Annotated in this window: 17 protein-coding genes; 12 read left to right on the top strand and 5 right to left on the bottom strand. The window is 27.8% G+C overall.

What is annotated here, in order from left to right; genetic code table 11:
• Positions 1–247 precede the first annotated feature (247 nt).
• Both AVBRAN9334_RS02520 and AVBRAN9334_RS02525 read left to right on the top strand, forming a co-directional pair.
• Positions 248–490, top strand: a complete 243-nt coding sequence (locus tag AVBRAN9334_RS02520; RefSeq protein WP_214116441.1) for a hypothetical protein — start codon at positions 248–250, stop codon at positions 488–490.
• A complete protein-coding gene (locus AVBRAN9334_RS02525) occupies positions 484–762 on the top strand; it encodes a type II toxin-antitoxin system RelE/ParE family toxin (RefSeq protein ID WP_250325694.1) in 279 nt (92 codons plus the stop codon). The genes AVBRAN9334_RS02520 and AVBRAN9334_RS02525 overlap by 7 nt, the downstream gene beginning before the upstream one ends.
• A gap of 673 nt (positions 763–1,435) precedes the next feature.
• Here AVBRAN9334_RS02525 and AVBRAN9334_RS02530 read toward each other — a convergent pair.
• Positions 1,436–5,392, bottom strand: a complete 3,957-nt coding sequence (locus AVBRAN9334_RS02530; RefSeq protein WP_336606936.1) for an autotransporter outer membrane beta-barrel domain-containing protein — start codon at positions 5,390–5,392, stop codon at positions 1,436–1,438.
• 163 nt (positions 5,393–5,555) lie between these two features.
• Between AVBRAN9334_RS02530 and AVBRAN9334_RS02535 the strand changes: the two genes are divergently transcribed.
• From AVBRAN9334_RS02535 to AVBRAN9334_RS02580, 10 genes are all read left to right on the top strand, one after another.
• Entirely contained in the window at positions 5,556–6,035 is a 480-nt protein-coding gene (locus tag AVBRAN9334_RS02535; RefSeq protein ID WP_214119583.1) for a phosphatidylglycerophosphatase A family protein, read from the top strand.
• Positions 6,032–7,114 (top strand): ABC transporter substrate-binding protein, encoded by a 1,083-nt coding sequence (locus tag AVBRAN9334_RS02540; protein ID WP_214119584.1) that lies wholly within the window; start codon positions 6,032–6,034, stop codon positions 7,112–7,114. The genes AVBRAN9334_RS02535 and AVBRAN9334_RS02540 overlap by 4 nt, the downstream gene beginning before the upstream one ends.
• A gap of 9 nt (positions 7,115–7,123) precedes the next feature.
• Positions 7,124–7,843, top strand: coding sequence for a substrate-binding periplasmic protein (locus AVBRAN9334_RS02545; protein ID WP_214116433.1), 720 nt, complete (start codon positions 7,124–7,126; stop codon positions 7,841–7,843).
• A complete protein-coding gene (locus tag AVBRAN9334_RS02550; protein ID WP_336606937.1) occupies positions 7,843–8,904 on the top strand; it encodes an epoxyqueuosine reductase QueH in 1,062 nt (353 codons plus the stop codon). Before AVBRAN9334_RS02545 ends, AVBRAN9334_RS02550 begins: the two co-directional genes overlap by 1 nt.
• Complete coding sequence (locus tag AVBRAN9334_RS02555) at positions 8,904–10,073, top strand: cation:proton antiporter (RefSeq protein ID WP_336606938.1); 1,170 nt, start codon at positions 8,904–8,906, stop codon at positions 10,071–10,073. Before AVBRAN9334_RS02550 ends, AVBRAN9334_RS02555 begins: the two co-directional genes overlap by 1 nt.
• A 64-nt stretch (positions 10,074–10,137) precedes the next feature.
• Positions 10,138–11,382, top strand: a complete 1,245-nt coding sequence (locus AVBRAN9334_RS02560) for a citrate synthase (protein ID WP_214116418.1) — start codon at positions 10,138–10,140, stop codon at positions 11,380–11,382.
• A gap of 168 nt (positions 11,383–11,550) precedes the next feature.
• On the top strand, positions 11,551–12,102 hold the full coding sequence (locus tag AVBRAN9334_RS02565; RefSeq protein WP_214116410.1) for a DUF507 family protein: 552 nt from the start codon (positions 11,551–11,553) through the stop codon (positions 12,100–12,102).
• A 20-nt stretch (positions 12,103–12,122) separates the two neighbouring features.
• Positions 12,123–12,725: a sulfite exporter TauE/SafE family protein gene (locus AVBRAN9334_RS02570; RefSeq protein WP_336606939.1), complete on the top strand. Its 603-nt coding sequence runs from the start codon at positions 12,123–12,125 to the stop codon at positions 12,723–12,725.
• A 2-nt stretch (positions 12,726–12,727) separates the two neighbouring features.
• A complete protein-coding gene (locus tag AVBRAN9334_RS02575) occupies positions 12,728–13,921 on the top strand; it encodes a PAS domain-containing sensor histidine kinase (protein ID WP_336606940.1) in 1,194 nt (397 codons plus the stop codon).
• Positions 13,915–14,559 (top strand): response regulator transcription factor, encoded by a 645-nt coding sequence (locus AVBRAN9334_RS02580; RefSeq protein ID WP_336606941.1) that lies wholly within the window; start codon positions 13,915–13,917, stop codon positions 14,557–14,559. The genes AVBRAN9334_RS02575 and AVBRAN9334_RS02580 overlap by 7 nt, the downstream gene beginning before the upstream one ends.
• Here the strand turns inward: AVBRAN9334_RS02580 and AVBRAN9334_RS02585 are convergent.
• Genes AVBRAN9334_RS02585 through AVBRAN9334_RS02600 form a run of 4 tightly spaced genes read right to left on the bottom strand, consistent with a single transcriptional unit; the run spans position 14,554 to position 18,051 of the window.
• Positions 14,554–15,018, bottom strand: coding sequence for a hypothetical protein (locus tag AVBRAN9334_RS02585; protein ID WP_336606942.1), 465 nt, complete (start codon positions 15,016–15,018; stop codon positions 14,554–14,556). The genes AVBRAN9334_RS02580 and AVBRAN9334_RS02585 overlap by 6 nt on opposite strands.
• A gap of 3 nt (positions 15,019–15,021) precedes the next feature.
• Positions 15,022–15,477: a molybdopterin synthase catalytic subunit gene (locus tag AVBRAN9334_RS02590; protein ID WP_336606943.1), complete on the bottom strand. Its 456-nt coding sequence runs from the start codon at positions 15,475–15,477 to the stop codon at positions 15,022–15,024.
• Positions 15,478–15,479: 2 nt separating this feature from the next.
• A complete protein-coding gene (locus tag AVBRAN9334_RS02595; RefSeq protein ID WP_336606944.1) occupies positions 15,480–15,701 on the bottom strand; it encodes a MoaD/ThiS family protein in 222 nt (73 codons plus the stop codon).
• A complete protein-coding gene (locus AVBRAN9334_RS02600; RefSeq protein ID WP_336606945.1) occupies positions 15,688–18,051 on the bottom strand; it encodes a putative bifunctional diguanylate cyclase/phosphodiesterase in 2,364 nt (787 codons plus the stop codon). Before AVBRAN9334_RS02600 ends, AVBRAN9334_RS02595 begins: the two co-directional genes overlap by 14 nt.
• Between the last annotated feature and the right edge of the window lie 42 nt (positions 18,052–18,093).

The raw sequence follows: 18,093 nt of genomic DNA on the forward strand, positions 1-18,093 counted from the left end.
ACTGAATGGAGTTTTTAAGATAGCGTTTAGCTATCTTAAAAAACGACTAAGGTTATTACAATAGTTTTAAAGATTATTTGTAATAACAAAAAAGGTGCTATCCTTAGCACCTTTTACTTATTAAACTTTTTAAAAAATATAATCAAAAAACATTTTAAACTTTTAAGAATTTAAAGCAAGAATTTTACTTAAAACTTGATAAATTAAACATATTTAGTATAAGATAACGATTACAAAAGGAGTAAATATGAATGTAATAGTAAAGATGAATGATAATCCGCACTTTTTAAAGGCTTTAAAAGAATTAGCAAAGGCATTTAACGAGCCGATAAAGATAAAGAAAGAAAAAAGCAAATTAGATGATTTTTATAATAGTAAAGAATTTTTAGATTCTATAAAAGAAGCAAAAGAATTAAAAGCTGCATATTTGCGTGGGGAAATTGAATATATGGACGCTGAAAAATTCGTAGAAGAAAGCATAAAATGGTGAAGTATCAAGTAAGGGAGACTAAAGCTTACAAAACAGCCTTTAAAAAACTAAGCAAAGCTGATAAAGAATTAACAAATAAAATTATTTTAAGATTGGCAAATGATGAAGTATTAGAACCGGTTTATAAAGACCACGCTTTGCAAGGTAAATTTAAAGGCTATAGAGATTGCCATGTGAAAAACGATTTGGTGCTAATTTACGAAAAAGATAAAAATATTCTAACGCTAACTTGCATTAATATTGCAAATCACAGCAATTCATTCAAAAAATAATCTTTTAAAAAAAATAATAGCTTAAACATAAATTTGAATTTATCATATTATTGATTTAATACTATTTAGGCTATCTCTAAATCAAAATATAAAGCTTTGGTAATAATAAAAATATTGCTTTATATTTTTTAGTTTTTATGTGTAAATTATTGTTTTAAATTCTTTATTTTTTAATACTTAAAAAAATCAATATCAGTGAGATTTCAAGTGATTTTATGAGTAAAAAATACAATTAAATGCGTAAAAGTAACATTAAAAATAACTAAACTTTTAAGAAATTTGTTGGTAAAAATTATAAATCTTAGCTATCTTTACCGCTTAGTAATTTGGCAAGATTTAAGAAGTAGTTTAATACAAACAATAACTTAGCAATTTAAATTTTCTTACTTTTAAAGAAAATTAAAATATTTTTATTTGAATTATTATTTTAAATTCTTTATTTTTTGTATTTAGTAATGCGAGTGAATGAATAAAGATTATTATTTAATGGTTATTTTTGCTTCTTTATATCAAAAATTAAGCTTTGCATCATAATTTGAGTATTTAGGCGATAGAATAAATGTATTTTGAAACTCTTTATGCTTAAACTCATTAAAAAACCCAATAAATAATATTTATTGACAAGATAAAAACATATAAAGATTTTGCACCTTTAAAATAGGTGCAAAATAAATTAAAAACTCTTTCTTAAAGTCATATTAAGCGAATAATCCACATTCAAATCACCAAAAAATGTCCTTTCAAACTCGGTCATTAGCCTTAAATTATTCGTGAAATTATAATTAAATGAAGCATTAGTTAGCATTCTTGTATCTTTTTTACCTTCAATTTGTCTAATTACATTTAAATCTCTTATGGTTTTATCGCCGTTTTTAGCTAAATCAGCAGCAATTCCAACCCCAAATCTAAATCCAAATCTTGAATCTTCGCTACTTTGCTTACCAAAACTTAGCATTGTTTTTGTATTAAATGGAACGAATGATTTGCTTTCTAATTTTATATGCTCGGCTTTATTTTCAAGGCTAATCGCACTAACATAGCCACTAATTAACTCAACGCTAGGCTCTAAATAATAATTATTCATATAAAATCTATTGCCTAATTCTACGCTTGCTACTACGCTTTTAGAATGATTATTCGCGTTAATATAAATTGCTTTATTATTGCCATTATTTAGCGTTAGAGTGTAGTCATTTTTATAATCAACATATTTTGCAATCATATCAATATAAAAACCATTATTAAAAATAAAGCTTGAATAAAGTCCCCCGCCTATGCCTTTTACTTTACCTTCTAGCATATTTTTTGTATCTAGTTTATAAATTGAATTAGTAAAGATAATTCCCGCATAAGCATTGAAATCATCCATTTCGCTAATCTTATCAGCACCGATTTGTAATTCATAATATTTGGTCTTATTATCTTTTAGATACGAACTTGCTCCACCGAAATTCCTAATCCAAATTCCACCATTTGCAACCTCATCTCTTAGCTCTCCCATACGCTTTTGCATATTGTTCCACTCTAAAACATAGTTAAAAAATGCTTGATTTAGCGTGTTTTTAGCTGTATTTATTGAACTTTCTTTCTCTCTTACGAAGAAGTATTCTTGATAATGGCCTTTTGTTTCTACATTGCTTGGATTGTTGCTAGGATTTGGGTCAAGCTCAACTATAACAGGCTCTTCTGGGTTATTTGGAGTGCTTGGCTCATCTGGTATTGTAGGCTCATTTGGAGTTGTTGGGGTGTCTGGCTTAGGCTCAATCGGTTTAGTATCAGGTTCGCTTGGAGTTGTTGGAGTGCTAGGAATACTAGGTTCGCTTGGATTATTAACACTAGGCTCATTTGGATTAATAGGCTCACTTGGAGTTGTGTCTGTGTTAGTTGGTGGAGTTGGTTTAGTATCAGGCTCACTTGGTTTATTTGGAGTGCTAGGCTCATTTGGTGTTGGGCTTGGCTCTGGTGATGGAGTAGATGGTATTTTTTCAAGATACCATTTAGCTGTGCCGTTTTCATCATAGTATTTTACATTAGGTTTAAGGTCGGCAAATACTGAAGCTTCACCCTTAATATCAAAATAATTTTCAGCCACTAAAGTAGAGTTTGATAGACTTGCTAAAAGTATTTTATCATCTCCGTTTAAAAAGTCTTTTTGGATTAGCAAGGTATTATTAGCTCCACTTGTGCTTTTGCTTATATTTAAAGCATTAGTTTTGCTTTCGTAAATATATGTTGTATTGGTTGAGTTTAGGCTACTTGCGTTTATATTTGCATTAATCATTGCACCATTAAACTCAAGGCTAGAACTATCATCAGCTGTTATTGTGCCTTTAAAATCTGTGCCATTTAAAAGGCTTAGTTTTGAATTGGTTTTCAAATCAAAATTTGAATTAATTTTGATATTTTTAGCAATGCTTTTGCCTTTTGTTACTTCTTCTTGATATTTTAGATTATTATAATAACTTTCATTAGTATCACTACCCATAGTATCATTTGCTTTTATATTTTCTCCATCAAACCTATCTATATAAGCTAAATTATCGCCAATTTTAATGGTTGAAGAAATAGAATTAATGTTTTTAATATCCACATTTGAATGTTTTAAAATATCAAGACTAGCTTTGTCTAAAGTTAGGCTAGCCATTTTATAATTTCTCTCTTCCCAATCTTCTTGGTCTAGCCTTGTAGGGGTAGTAAATATATCTTCTTTTAGCTTATCTTTTACATCTTGTGATACATAATTATGCACTATTGGATGACCTTGTAAAACTAAATTTCCGTTTTTAAATTCCATATTTTGAATATCTAAACCACCATCATAAACAGCATATTTATCGGATTTATTATTGTGATTTTGAATTATATTGATATTTCCTTTAATATTTCCGTGATAAATAATATTTGTAGGTTCTGTTGTAGCAAATTTATTGATTTCCAAAGTGCTTAAGTTAGTGCTAGTATTTGTTATCACTGCATTATTATCACTTGCATAAAAATTATTAAAATATTTTAAACTAGCACCATTTAAATCAAGCTTGCCTGCATTCTCGCCAAAATATAAATAATTTGTATTTATTTGATTGGCGTTATTTATCTTTAAACTTGAATTATTAGTCATATAAATACTACCAAAAGTTGTGCCTGAAGAATTTTTAAACTCAACTTCGCCCCCACCTATTCTAAGACCTGCATTGGGGCTACTTGAATATACATTTAGCTTGCCAGCTCCGATTTTATGTAAGAAATCATATTGAGTAGTCTTTGCATAATAATTTACGACCGAATTAGCACCTATATCAAGACCACCATGTAAAAAGTCAAAATTACCTTTAATATCATAAGTTAAATTATCTTTTATAATCAATGCACTAGAACCTAAATCAGCATTAGCACTAAGAGTTAAAGAACCACCATTTATATAAATATCCTTATCATTAGCCATTAAATCTAATCTTTGCTTATAAGCATCGTAATTTTTATTTAAACTGCTTATATAACCAGAATAATGGTGTTTAAAAGATAAAGCCCCCATTGTTTGTTCTACAAGATGATTTTTATCATCTTTTAAACCATCATTATTAAGTGTTAAATTAGCAGATGTAATAACACTATGAGCCTTATTAAAAATATCTAAAGTATTATTATTTACTAAATGATAATTTGTATAAGTACAAGATGTGCTATTTTCATTACAATTTGCAACACTAGCTACTCCTATCATATACCATTTTTTATCTACATTATCCCATACATATAAAGCACTTCCACTATCGCCTTTTGCGCCTGTGCTTGAAAAATTCAATAATTTATTCTGATTAAAATTAATTGTATAGATTCCAAATTCTTGTCTGAAACTTTCATTTTTATCTATGTTGTTTATAATTCCACCTGTAAAATACTTATTTGCATCAGCCAATTTATCTGATTTTACACTAAAATAATCGTATCCGTTTTTATTTATTGTTTCTACTGTGTTAATTTTTTGAAGACCTGTTCCACTCCTTACAAAAAGTGTATATCTAAAATTATCATATAAAGCTGCCTTACCACTTTTATCTTCAAAATTTGCTAAATCATTATTAATATCTGATGAATATGTTTTAAAAGCTTCGTAATTTGTATCTTTTCCATTTTCATCATAGTATTTTATCGGAGCAATATCCGCTTTTTTATTAATATTAACCTTACCCATTCTAAGAGCTAAAAAATCATCTTTTCCACAAGTTCCTTGAGTACAAGTCCATTTATCAAAATTATTTGATGCACTTACAACAGTATTTAATACTCCACCAAATTGTAAAGCTGAATATTTATGCAAAGAATTTGCTTGGTCTCCAAAAATCATATGAGCTGCACTTAAAACCCTATTGCCACCTATATTTGTAAATTCTCCCCTTAAAATACCCGTTTTATTACTAGCACTAAAATCAATCATAGGCATAGAAGAAAAACTATCTACTTTTAAAGTCCCATCTTTAGAGCTTACGCTAAGCTCTGTTGTCCCTGCTTTAAATTTGCCTTTATTAGCACCAAAATCTAAATAATCTTGATACGAAAATCTACTATCAACGGCACTTGCATTTAAACTAGAATATAAAATACTCATTAAAATTATTGATTTTTTCAACATTTTTTGCCTTTTTTTATAAAAAATAATCGTTATTTTATAATGTTTTTCTTAAATTAAAAATCATAGAATTTAAAAACAATATTTAAATTCTTTAAATCAAATTCTAAAAACAAATTATTCCTTAACTAACTTAAGATATTTTTCCAAATTACAAAGGATTTTAATGAAAGAAAAATTAGCAAAACTATATTTAACATTTTTTTATTCAGGTCTTAGTCCGTTTGCAAGTGGCACAATGGGGACTATTGCGGCATTACCATTTGCTTATTTGTTACTAATTTACACAGATAAAAGCACTTTAATGCTATTAAGTATTGCAATTTTTATTGCAAGTATTAAAATCATTGACGATTATGAAAAAACTCACGAACACGATGCTAAAGAAATAGTAATTGATGAGGTTTGTGGGGTTTTTTTGGCGATTGGTATGAGTTTTAACAACTCTTGGTGGCATTTTGCTTTAGCTTTTATCTTATTTAGGCTTTTTGATATAACTAAGCCAAGTATTATTGGTAAAGTTGATAAAAAGCTAAAAGGTGGCTTAGGCGTTATGCTTGATGATTTACTTGCAGGATTTTTTGCAGGTCTTTTATGCCTTGTAATTCAAGGAATTTATTTAAATTATTTAAAGGATTTATTATGAAAAAAAGTTTAATTTTATTAGCTTCTAGTGCGGCTTTTGCTTTAGATATTGGTGTAGTTTTACCACTTAGCGGTAGCGTTGCAGCGTATGGAAATGCGGCACTTAATGGAATAAAAGTAGCAAATGCAATGCAACCAACTTTAAAAAATGGAGAGCAAATCAATTTAAATATAGTTGATACAAAAGGCGATAAAATAGAAGCCATCACAGCAACTGAAAGAGTTTTACCAAAAGTTAGTGCAATAATTGGAGAAATGATTACTGCAAATACTATAGTGGTTATGAATACAGCTGAAGCGAAAAAAGTGCCTGTAATTGCACCAGCTGCTACAAATGATAAATTATTAAAAGGCAAAAATTACGCTGCTAGAGTGTGCTTTAATGATAGTTTTCAAGGCGAAGCTATGGCAAAATATTTATTAGCTCAAGGTAAAAAAACAGCAGTAATTGTAAAAGACCAAGCGACTGATTATTCACTAGGTTTATCAAAAGCTTACAAAAAAGAATTTGTTCAAGGTGGTGGAGAAATATTAAAAGAATTAATCATTACAAGTGGAGATAAAGATTTTAACGCTATTTCAGCTCAAATTGCTAGTTTAAATCCTGATGTAGTGTATTTGCCACTTTATTATCAAGAAGCAGCACTTTTTGTAAGACAAGCAAAAATAGCAGGTGTTAAAAGTATAATCGCTAGTGCTGATGGGGTTGCTGATGAGCAATTTATCAAACTTGCAGCAGAGTATTCAAACAATCATTTATATACAGATAGCTTTGATGCAAATGTTCCACCAACAGAACTTAGCAAAAAATATTTAGCAGAATATGCAAAAGCTTATAATGGAAGTCTTCCATCAAATTTTGCTGCAATGGGTGCTGATGCTTATTTTGTATTAGTAGAAGCTGCAAATCGTTGCGAGCAAATCACTAGCGAATGTATAAATCAAGAGATTAAAAAAACTAAAGATTACGAAGGCGTTAGTGGGATTATTAGCATAGATAGCACAGGAGAGACAAAAAGGTCTTTAATTATTAAAGAAGTAGTAAATGAAAACGCAGTTTATAAAGATAGCGTAAAGTAAGGGAGCAAAATGAAAAAAATATTATTTTCTTTAGCATTATTAACAAGTATGAGTGCTGATATTTTAAGAGTAGCAACAGCACCTAATTATCCGCCTTATGAATATTTAGAGAACAACGAATTAAAAGGCTTTGATGTTGATATTATTAAAGAAATTGCTAAAAGAAATAATTTAGAAGTGGAGTTTAAATATATGGATTTTGACGGATTAATCCCAAGTCTTAAGAGCAATAAAGTGGATTTAATCGGAGCAATTATGAAAAAAACTCCAGCAAGAGCTAAGGCAGTAGAATTTACAATTAATTTTAAAGATAGTTCTAATTATTTCATAAAAAGAATAGAAAATAATGAAAATCAAGAAATTAAAAATTGTAAAGATTTAGATTTTACTAATACGCTTTTTGGGGCTGAACTTGGCTCGGTGCAATATGATATAGCAAAAAAATCTAGCCAAAAAGAAGTAAAAGGCTTTGCAAATTCTAGCATTAGCATACTTTCATTACAAAGCAAAAAAATAGATGCTATAGTATTAGATAAGGTTGCTGCTGTTAATTTTTTAAATAAAAATCCTGATTTGCAAGTAGTTTGCGAGTATAAAGATGAAGATTCACAAGGATTTGCTGTAAATAAAGGTAATACAAAATTACTTGAGATAATAAATAAAAGCCTACAAGAAATGCTAGATGATGGCACAATAAATGAAATTAGTAAAAAGTATAAAATAAATTAATGCTAGTTCATATTTGTTGTAGCGTTGATTCGCACTTTTTTTTGCAAGAATTAAGAAAATTAATGCCTGATGAAGAACTCATCGGGTATTTTTATGACCCAAATATTCATCCTTTTAGCGAATATGAATTAAGATATTTTGATGTAGCAAGGTCTTGTAAAAAGCTTGGTATTAAGCTAATTAAAGGTGAATATGATTATGCTGAATGGTTTAATTATGTAAAAGGCTATGAAAATGAGCCTGAGCGTGGGAAGAGATGTTCTAAATGTTTTGATTTTAGAATGCAAAGTTCTGTTGAAATGGCTTTAAAATTAGGGCAAAAAACATTTACAACCACACTTTTATGCTCTCCTAAAAAAGATTTAGAGCAATTAAGAGTATCTATGCAAGAAGCTTTAAAAGGGACTGATTTAGAGTTTTTTTGCGTTGATTTTAGAAAAGATGGTGGAACTCAAAGGCAATTAAAATTAGCAAAAGATGATTTATTGTATCATCAAAATTATTGTGGCTGTATTTACGGCTTAGCTCAACAAAAAAGCGAAGAGCATTTAATAAAAGAATTAAGCTCAAGTATATATAAAAATCAAATTCTACCTGGCTCAATAGAAGAAAAATTGCAATTTTTTAAAAAAGTCGTAAGATTAGAAAGTAAAAATCAACAATTTAGCATTATTAGAGAAAAGTTTTTAAATTATCGTTTGCTTTATGCAAGAATTAAAGCTAATAAAAATACTGCAAAAGCTTTTGTTTTGTTTTATTCGCATTTTAAATCACGCAAAATTAATCTAAGTCTTGACATAAGTAAAGAGCTAATAATGTGTAATAAAGATGAATTATGTGTAATATCGTTTAAAAAAGCGAATGAGTTTTTTAAATACGAAAATTATGAAGAATTTTTAAAAAATCCACCAAGTATTAAAAAGCAAATAAGTTTTAGAGCAAAATTATTTAATCACTATAACCTAAGTCCTATTATAATTATTGAAAATATCCCCGAAAAAATTGAAATAATTGCAAAAAGCATAATTTTTGAGGATACTAGATATATACAAGGAAATTAATGGAACTTAGCTCAAATGATTTAAATATTTTATTATTTATATCTTTTGTTGTTTTTTCATCGCCTTATATAGCAAAGCTTACTAGCTTACCTATTTTAGCGGTTGAAATTATTTTAGGAAGTATTGCTGGTGCTATTGGAATAATCACAAAAACACCTGCTTTTACCCTAGCTTCTCATATTGGATTTTGCTATTTAATGTTTATAGCAGGGCTTGAAGTAAGCCTTAAAGAATTTATAAAATTAAATGCAAATGAGCTAAAAAAAATATCTTTATTTTATTTAATTCTTTACGCTTTAGCTATTAGTATTTCATTGATACTAAAACTTAGCTTAGTAGTTGCAATAATAATTCCTGTTATGAGTATAGGGCTTATTAGTATTTTATATAAAGAATACGAAATTACTCCAAAATGGCTTAGTTTTACTATGGTTTTAGCAGCACTTGGCGAAGTAATAAGCATTGTTTTAATAACTCTTTTAAATAGCTTTTCAAACTCAAGTAGCACAATGCAAGTTGTTACTTCTGTATTGTCAATACTATTCTTTTTAGGGATTTTTGTTGTAATTTATTATATTTTTAATGCGATTTTTTGGTGGTTACCTTGGCTTAAAGAGATTTTAATGCCTGATTATGATAAAGCAGAGCGTAATGTAAGGCTTAGTCTTGCATTGTGGATGCTAGCAGTTGCTTTAATGCTTTATTTTGATTTTGAAATAGCTTTAGGAGCGTTTTTAGCTGGTATGTTTATATCTAGCTTTTTTGGGCATAAAAAGGATTTAGAGCATAAATTAAGCTCATTAGGACACCCTTTTTTAATACCTATATTTTTCGTATATGTTGGGCTAAGCCTTGATTTTAGCTTGGTTAATAAAGAGCTTATATTAATGTCATTTGCTATTATTCTTACTATGTTAGTTTGTAGAATAATTAGTTCTTTTGTATTTTATAAAGACTTTAAAATATCTTGTATTTTATTAGCTTTTACATCTTGTATGCCGCTTACTTTATTAATCGCAATTGCAACTTTAGGAATGAAATTAAACTTAATTGATAATTCTTTTTATTTAGCTTTGGTTTTATCATCTTTAATTGAAGCTGTTATATTTATGTGGGCTATTCCTAAAATTTCGTTACTTATTGAAACATATAAGCAAAAATCTAAGTAAGTTTTTTACAATATTTCACAAATTCCTTTTAAAATATACATAACTATTAAAAAAGGAGTTAAAAATGGAAAAAGCAAAATTAATTTACGATGGTAAAGAATTTGAATTTGATGTATTAAGTGGAACTAGAGGTGCAAAATCAATTGATTTTTCGTCTTTATATTCAAAAACAGGTGCATTTTCTTATGATGAAGGATTAACTAGCACTGCAACTTGTAAATCAAGTATTACTTATATTGATGGAGAAGCAGGAGAATTAAGGCATCGTGGTTATTCTATTGAATGGCTAGCAGAAAATAAAACTTTTTTAGATGTAGTGCATTTATTATTACATAAAGAATTACCAAGTCCTGAAAGATTAGAAGCGTTTAGATACGAGCTTAAAAAAAGAAGCTTTATTCACGAAGGTATGCATAAATTATTTGACGCTTTCCCTGACAATGCTCATCCTATGGCAGTTATGCAAGCAGCAGTTGCAGCACTTTCAACATTTTATCCTGACCATTTAAATATGGATAAGCACGAAGATTATATGGAAATGGCAGCCAGAATCGTAGCAAAAATACCAACAATAGCCGCTAGTGCGTATCGCTATAAAAATGGCTTTCCTATGGCATATCCTAATCTTGATCGTGGATTTACCGAAAACTTTTTATATATGCTAAGAACTTATCCATACGAGCATGTAAATCTAAGACCTATTGAGGTAAAAGCACTAGATACGGTTTTAATGCTTCATGCTGATCACGAACAAAATGCAAGCACAAGTGTAGTGCGTTCAGTCGGTAGCACTCACGCTCACCCATATAGCTGTATTAGTTCAGCAATTGGTGCATTGTGGGGACACGCACACGGGGGTGCTAATGAAGGTGTGATTAGAATGCTTGAGACAATTGGCACACCTGATAGAGTTGATGAGTTTATTAAAAGAGCAAAAGATAAGAATGATCCATTTAGACTAATGGGCTTTGGACATAGAGTTTATAAAAACTTTGACCCTAGAGCAAAAGTTCTTAAAAAATTAAGAGACCAATTAATTAGCGAAATTGGAATTGATGCAAACTTTGTAAAAGTTGCAACTAGAATTGAAGAAATCGCATTAAATGATGAGTATTTTGTAAGCCGTGGATTATATCCGAATGTTGATTTTCATAGCGGCTTAATCTTAAAAGCTCTAGGAATTCCAAATGAAATGTTTGCGGTATTATTCGTAGTAGGTAGAATTCCTGGCTGGATTTCACAACTAATTGAGCAAAAAGAAAGCCCATTAAAAATAGTTCGCCCAAGACAAATTTATATAGGCGATTAAAAGAATTTGAATTCGGAAATTCCGAATTCAAATCAATGCTTCAAAACTCTTAAAAAGCTTAATATTAAGGCATTTTAAAAATTATCAAAAGTTAAAAATTAATTATTATTGTTATATTCATTTTTACTAATATATTTTATAATGAAGAAAAATAAAAAAGGATTAAAAATGCGTATTAGACAACCACATATTCCTTATGTTTCAAATAAAATTTCAATAGATTTATTAAACTCAAAATTTGTAAAATTAGTAAATGGTTTAGAGCCAGTTAAAGAAGTAGTTTCAAAAATTATTACAGCCTTAGTATTAAAAGAAAAATCACTTGATGAGAAGGTAAATGAGATTTTAGCAGAGCAAGAAAGCCAAATGGATTTAATGCAAGTTGATAGAAAAAATATGTTTTGGTTACTTAAGAAAAAACTAGCAGATGAATATAAAATCCAAATGAATTATGAAGATAGATATAATGCCTTATCTCACGCTATTTTGGACGCTTTGGTTGATGAAGATTTAATCAATTTTAATGTATCAGAAAATAGAGTAAAAAATGTGATTTATTCAAGTATGATTGAATACTTAAAAACTTACGAAGATATTGAAGACCTAGTATTTGATAAAATTAATAATTACAAAAGAAAAATCGTTCCTGGTAGCGAAGAATACGATTTAATTTACGAAAAGCTTTATGAAGAAGAGCTTAAAAAAAGGAAGATGTTATAAACAATCTTCTTAGCACTTTTGTGCTAGGACTAGGTCTTAGTCTTACTCATTGTTTTTTTATGTGTGGTGGGATAATTCTTTTATTCAACCACAAAAAGAGTAATTTTTTTGATATTTTTATATATCATTTTAGTAGAATTTGTGCTTATATTTTAATAGGTCTTATAGCTTATTTTTTAGGTTATTTTTTAAATTCTTTAAACTTACAAGTATTTTTATATTTTATCTTAGGTGCTTTTTGCGTTGTTTTAGGATTTGCTTTAATTGTTAAGGGACAACTACTAGCTTTTATAGAAAATCAATTCATATATAAAAAAATAATGGTATTTTTAAACAATAAAAAAACTTCAAAATATAAAGGCTTTATATTTGGCTTTTTAAATGGATTTTTTCCTTGTGGTTTAGTATATTTTTTCGTAGCAAAATCAATGATTGCAAAAAGCGTTAATGAAGCTTGGCTTAATATGTTAATTTTTGGACTTAGCACTCTTCCTGCTATGCTTTTAGGCTCTATATTTATAAATAAAATTAGAAAAATTAAAAATATTCAATATTTATTTTTTGCTTTAATTATTGTTTATGGATTTTATTTGTGCTTTTTAGCACTTAAATTAAGTAGGTAAAAATGTATAGATTAAATGAATATAAAAATGCGATTGAAAACACAAATATAGTTTCAAAAACAGATATAAATGGGATTATTACCTTTGTAAATGAAGAATTTTGCAATCTTTGTGGCTTTAGCGAAGATGAACTACTAGGACAAAATCACAATATTATCCGCCACTCTGATACACCTAAGAGTGCTTTTAAAAAATTATGGGACACTATTTTAGCTGGGCGTGTTCATAAAGGAGTGGTTAAGAATAAAAAGAAAAATGGGGATTTTTTCTACGCACAAACAACAATAATTCCAATTTTTGATGAAGATGGAACAATATTTGAATTTATAGCTATTAGACACGATGTTACTAAGCTTTTTACCTTAAATGAAGAGCTTGTTGCAACTAAACAAAAGCTAATGCAATTAAATGAGAATTTAGAACAAGTCGTAGCTCAAAAGACAAATTCTTTAAAAATACTCAATGAGAATTTAGAAAAGAAAATAGAAGACGCAATAGCAATCAATAACGCTCAACAAAAAATAATATTTCAGCAAAATCGCCAAGTTATCTTAGGACAAATGCTAGAAAATATAGCTCATCAATGGAGACAACCTTTAAATGAATTATCTTTAGCTATTTATTTATTACATAACGAAAAAAAAGATAAACATTATAAATTATGTCAAAAATTAATCCAAAATATGAGCCAAACTATTAATGATTTTAGGGACTTTATTAATCCTAATACGCCTTTAGAAAAGCATAATTTAATTAAAGTAATTAAGCATAGTTTATACATAAGCTATCAAGCATTGAAAAAAAATAATATAAAAACTACATTTGATATTCGTGCTAAAAAATGCTGTTTGTTATGCAATTTTAATGAATTAGTGCAAGTTCTTGTAAATATTATAAACAATGCTAAAGATGCTTTTTTAGAACAAGAACTAGATGATAAAATACTACATTTTAAAGTATTTAAAGAAAAAAAGAATTTGATTTTACAAATTAGCGATAATGCAGGGGCAATTCCTTCTAACATAATAGAGCATATATTTGACCCATATTTTACAACTAAACATAAAAAACAAGGCGTAGGACTTGGGCTTTACATTTGTAAGCAAATTTTAAATAAAATAAATGCAGATATAAGATGTTTTAACAAGGGCAATTGTGCATATTTTGAACTTATTTTTAAAGGAGAAGAATGTTAAGTTTATTAATTGTTGAAGATGAGAAAAATATAGCTCATCTAATGGGAGATATTTTAGCACCTTTGTTTTATGAAGTGCATTACGCTCAAGATGGCTTAAGTGGATTAAATAAATTTAAAAAACTTCGTCCTGATATTGTAATTTGTGATGTATTAATGCCACTAAAAGATGGTTTAAGCCTTGCAAAAAGTATTAAAGACCTAAGCCCAAATACGCCTATTATAGTAATTTCAGCTCATAGTGATAAAGAAAAATTACTAAAAGCTATTGATGTTAATGTGAATAAGTATTTAATCAAACCTGTAATTCCAGAAGAATTAATCGCAAGTGTAAAAAGCTTGGTTTCTAATATGAGTAAAGTTACTAAAATGGGAGATTATTCAATTGATTATATGAAATCAACTTTTAAAACATTAGAATTTGAAGTTGAACTTACAAAAAAAGAACTAGCTTTATTAAAAGCACTTAGTGAGCCAGTTGGTAGGGTTGTAAGCCTTGATGAGATAAAAGAGGTTTGCTGGGGTAAAAGTGATGTAAAAGATGGTTCGGTAAGAACATTTATAAAGCGTTTTAGAGATAAATTGGGTGTAAATATTATAAAAAATATTACTTCAACAGGTTATAAAATAGTTTTATAATATAGAATTATCGTATTTAATACCCATTCTAATAAATATAGTATTAGAATTGCTTATATTAACGCTTACAGCTTCATCGCCTGGAGTGTCTTTGCCTATTAATAGCGATTTAACAGAATCATAATTTAATAAAGTAGAACATAATTTCCCAGGTTTTTCTACTTTTTTAACTATTAAAAAATCCCTAAAAGTTCCAAAATGCAAACATTTTTCAGATTTGACAAAAAACCACATATCTTTATCAAGCCCTACTTTAGTCATTAGTGGAATATCTATGAAATTTTCATTATTAGAATAGTAAGTATCTACATCATTAATCAATGTAGCTAAGTTTCTGATTGATTTTGACATTTCTGCTTCATTTTTTGAATTATATATCTTAAGACCTAGTAAAATAAGTAACGCAAGTACCACAATAAATACAATAATAATTTCTATTACTAATGCTTTTTTATTCATTATTTATTTTTCCTTGTTGCTTAATATTCCCGCATTCGGTAATTTAAAACTTCTATCCTTTGCATAAATTCTTTGATTATCAATCAAATCATATTTCCAAATAGGCGCATTTTGCTTAAAATCTTCAATAAACTTAGCAAATATATCTAAGCCATTTTTTCTATGCGAACTTGCAATCCCTGCAAAATAAGAGCATTCTCCTACTAATACATCTCCTTTTGCGTGTGCAAAAAATAATCTAATATTTAAATTCCTAGTTTTTTCACACCAATCATCAAACCATTTTCTTAAAATTGGCTCATATATATCAAAACTAAGACCGCTAATATTGCCTTCTGCCCTAATAATTCCACTAAAACTTAAAAATGCTCCGTAGTTTAATTCTTTACAAATTCCGCAAAACTCATTATATAAAGCTTTTTCATCAAGAGCATTATTAAATAATTGAAATTCTTTCACGCTCAACCACCACAAACAGGAGGCAGTATGCTTACTACATCGTTATCTTGTAATGAAATATCTAAACTATCTATAAAATTATCATTTATAGCAATAGCACTAATCTCTAACCACTCTTTTAAATCTTCAAATTTCAATAATTCATTTTTTAATTCAAGAATATTTTTTACATCTAATTCAATAGAATTTTTATTAATTGGCCCTAAAAAATTAACTTTTACCATTTTCATATACCTTTTCTAATAAAATATTTTCAGGAACAGGCCTACTAAAATAATATCCTTGATATTCATCGCAACCTAAGTGTTTTAAGAAATTTAAAATCTCAATATTTTCTACACCTTCAGCTACAGAGCGTTTATTTAAAGATTTAATAACATTTACAATAAACTCAACCAATCTTCTATTTTTTTCATTAGTGTCTATATTTTGTATAAAGCATTTATCAATCTTAACAACATCAAAATCTAAATCTTGGTCATTTAAATAAGATAAAGAACTATACCCTTTACCAAAATCGTCCATTGATAAACCTACATTAAGTTTTTTGATTTTATCAATAATAGCTTTACTTGTTGCGTTTTCTATTGAAAAACTTTCTGTGATTTCAAATTCAATTAATCTTGGCGGTATGCCTTGAATGTTTTTTTCTATTGTATGAACTATTCCTTCGCTTAAAAGCTGCTTGGTGCTTAGATTTATACTAAGTTTTAATTCAAGACCTTTTTCTAACCATCTTCTTTGAGCTTCACAAGCCATTTTAATAATTTCATTACCTAAAGTAATAATTAAATTACTTCTTTCACAAATTCCTATAAATTGGTCTGGAAATATTAATTTATCTCCTTTTTGCCATCTAACAAGAGCTTCTGCTCCTATAATTTTGCCAGATTTTACATCTACTTTTGGCTGATAATATAATAAGAATTCTTTATTTACAATACCATTTCTTATATCTTGTTGTAATTTTAAATTAGCTTCATTTTGTTTGCCGATTTCTGCTGTATAACCAAATATCCAATTATCTCCACTAGCCTTATCATTTTCTATTGCTAAATCAGCATTTCCTATACATTCGTGTAAATTCTTACTATCTTTTGGATATATGCTAAACCCAACTCTAGCATTAATTTTAAATGGCTCATATTCTATTAAATCATCATTTGAATTAATTTTAATACTTCTTGCAGTTAATTTTTGATGATACTTCTTAGCTATTGTAAAGCAATCTTCATTTTTATCTACTTCAATTACTAATAAAAACTCATCAGCACTAACCCTAGCAAGACATTCAAAAGTAGTTTTATTTTGTATAAATTTATATTTATCATATTTTATAAAGTCTAAGCTCTCAAAATGTTCATTATCTCCTGTTGCTATACCCTTTAATGTTGTATAAATTCTATAAGCTACGATTTTTAGAACTTCATCACCAAAACTTCTTCCATACATTGAGTTATAAATTCTAAAATTATCTATATTAAAAAATAAAAATAATAATACCTTATTATCTTTTTTTACATAATTATCAAGGCTTTCAGTAACACTTATCATATTCATAAGACCGGTAATATTGTCAATATATGCTTGTTTTTTGATATTCCCATCTTTTGCTTGAATTTGTCTTATAAATCTAAGTAAAGCATAACTTAAAGTTCTAAATTCTTTAAATGCAAAATCGCTATTTAATTGTTTATTCTTATTAAAATTAGATATATGTTTATTTAATGCTATATCAAAATGCTTTGTAGCTAGCTCTATTTGAGATCTTACTTCTTTTTTCTTTCTTATTATGTAAATTAAAATTCCTAAAAATCCAACTAATATAGAACAACCTAAAAATGCACCTTGTATCAATGCTGATTCAAATCTTTTGCTTTTTACTTCTTCTAAAGCTTCTTTTAATACATCACTTTTAACGGTAAATTCTAAAGCCAACCACCAATTTTTATCATAACAAGTATAAGCTTCGTTTTCATATACACAATACCATCTTTCATTACCTAAAAAATTAAAATTATCATCTAATCTTTTTGCGTTAAAATAAGAAAGTTGAGCATTGTGAAGATTTTTAATATTATTTAATGCTACTACCCTTTGAGTTTCTTCATATTTTTTAGGATTTAAAGTAACTCTTAATATTTTTTTATTATCTAATTCCACATACCTAGCGTAGTAATAATAAGTCGGGTCAATTCCATCAAAAACATCAATATCAATAGGATAACCCATATTTGCTTTTAAAAATTCTAAAGCTTTTTGTTTATCTTCGTGAGTGTTTAAATAATTTAATGCGAAATTATAAGCACTATCTACGAATTCTTTAGCGCTATCGTCTAAATATGAAAATTCTGCATCTAAATATTTTTTAATATTTTTAAGTTCTTCTTTAATATATTTATTTGACGATAAATTGATTTGCTCGCTATATTCTTGTTCTAAATTTTTTACTTCTTCCGTATAACTTGATTTAATAACAAATATTCCAACACTAAAAATTAATGCGAAAAATATTATAGAATAAAGAGTTAAGCTCTTTATTGATTCTTCTAAAATTGACTTTCTTTCTTTCATAAAATACCTAATATATTATAAATTTAATATGATATTATAGCA

This window comes from Campylobacter sp. RM9334, assembly GCF_020138145.1.
In the GTDB taxonomy this organism is placed as follows: Bacteria; Campylobacterota; Campylobacteria; order Campylobacterales; family Campylobacteraceae; genus Campylobacter_E.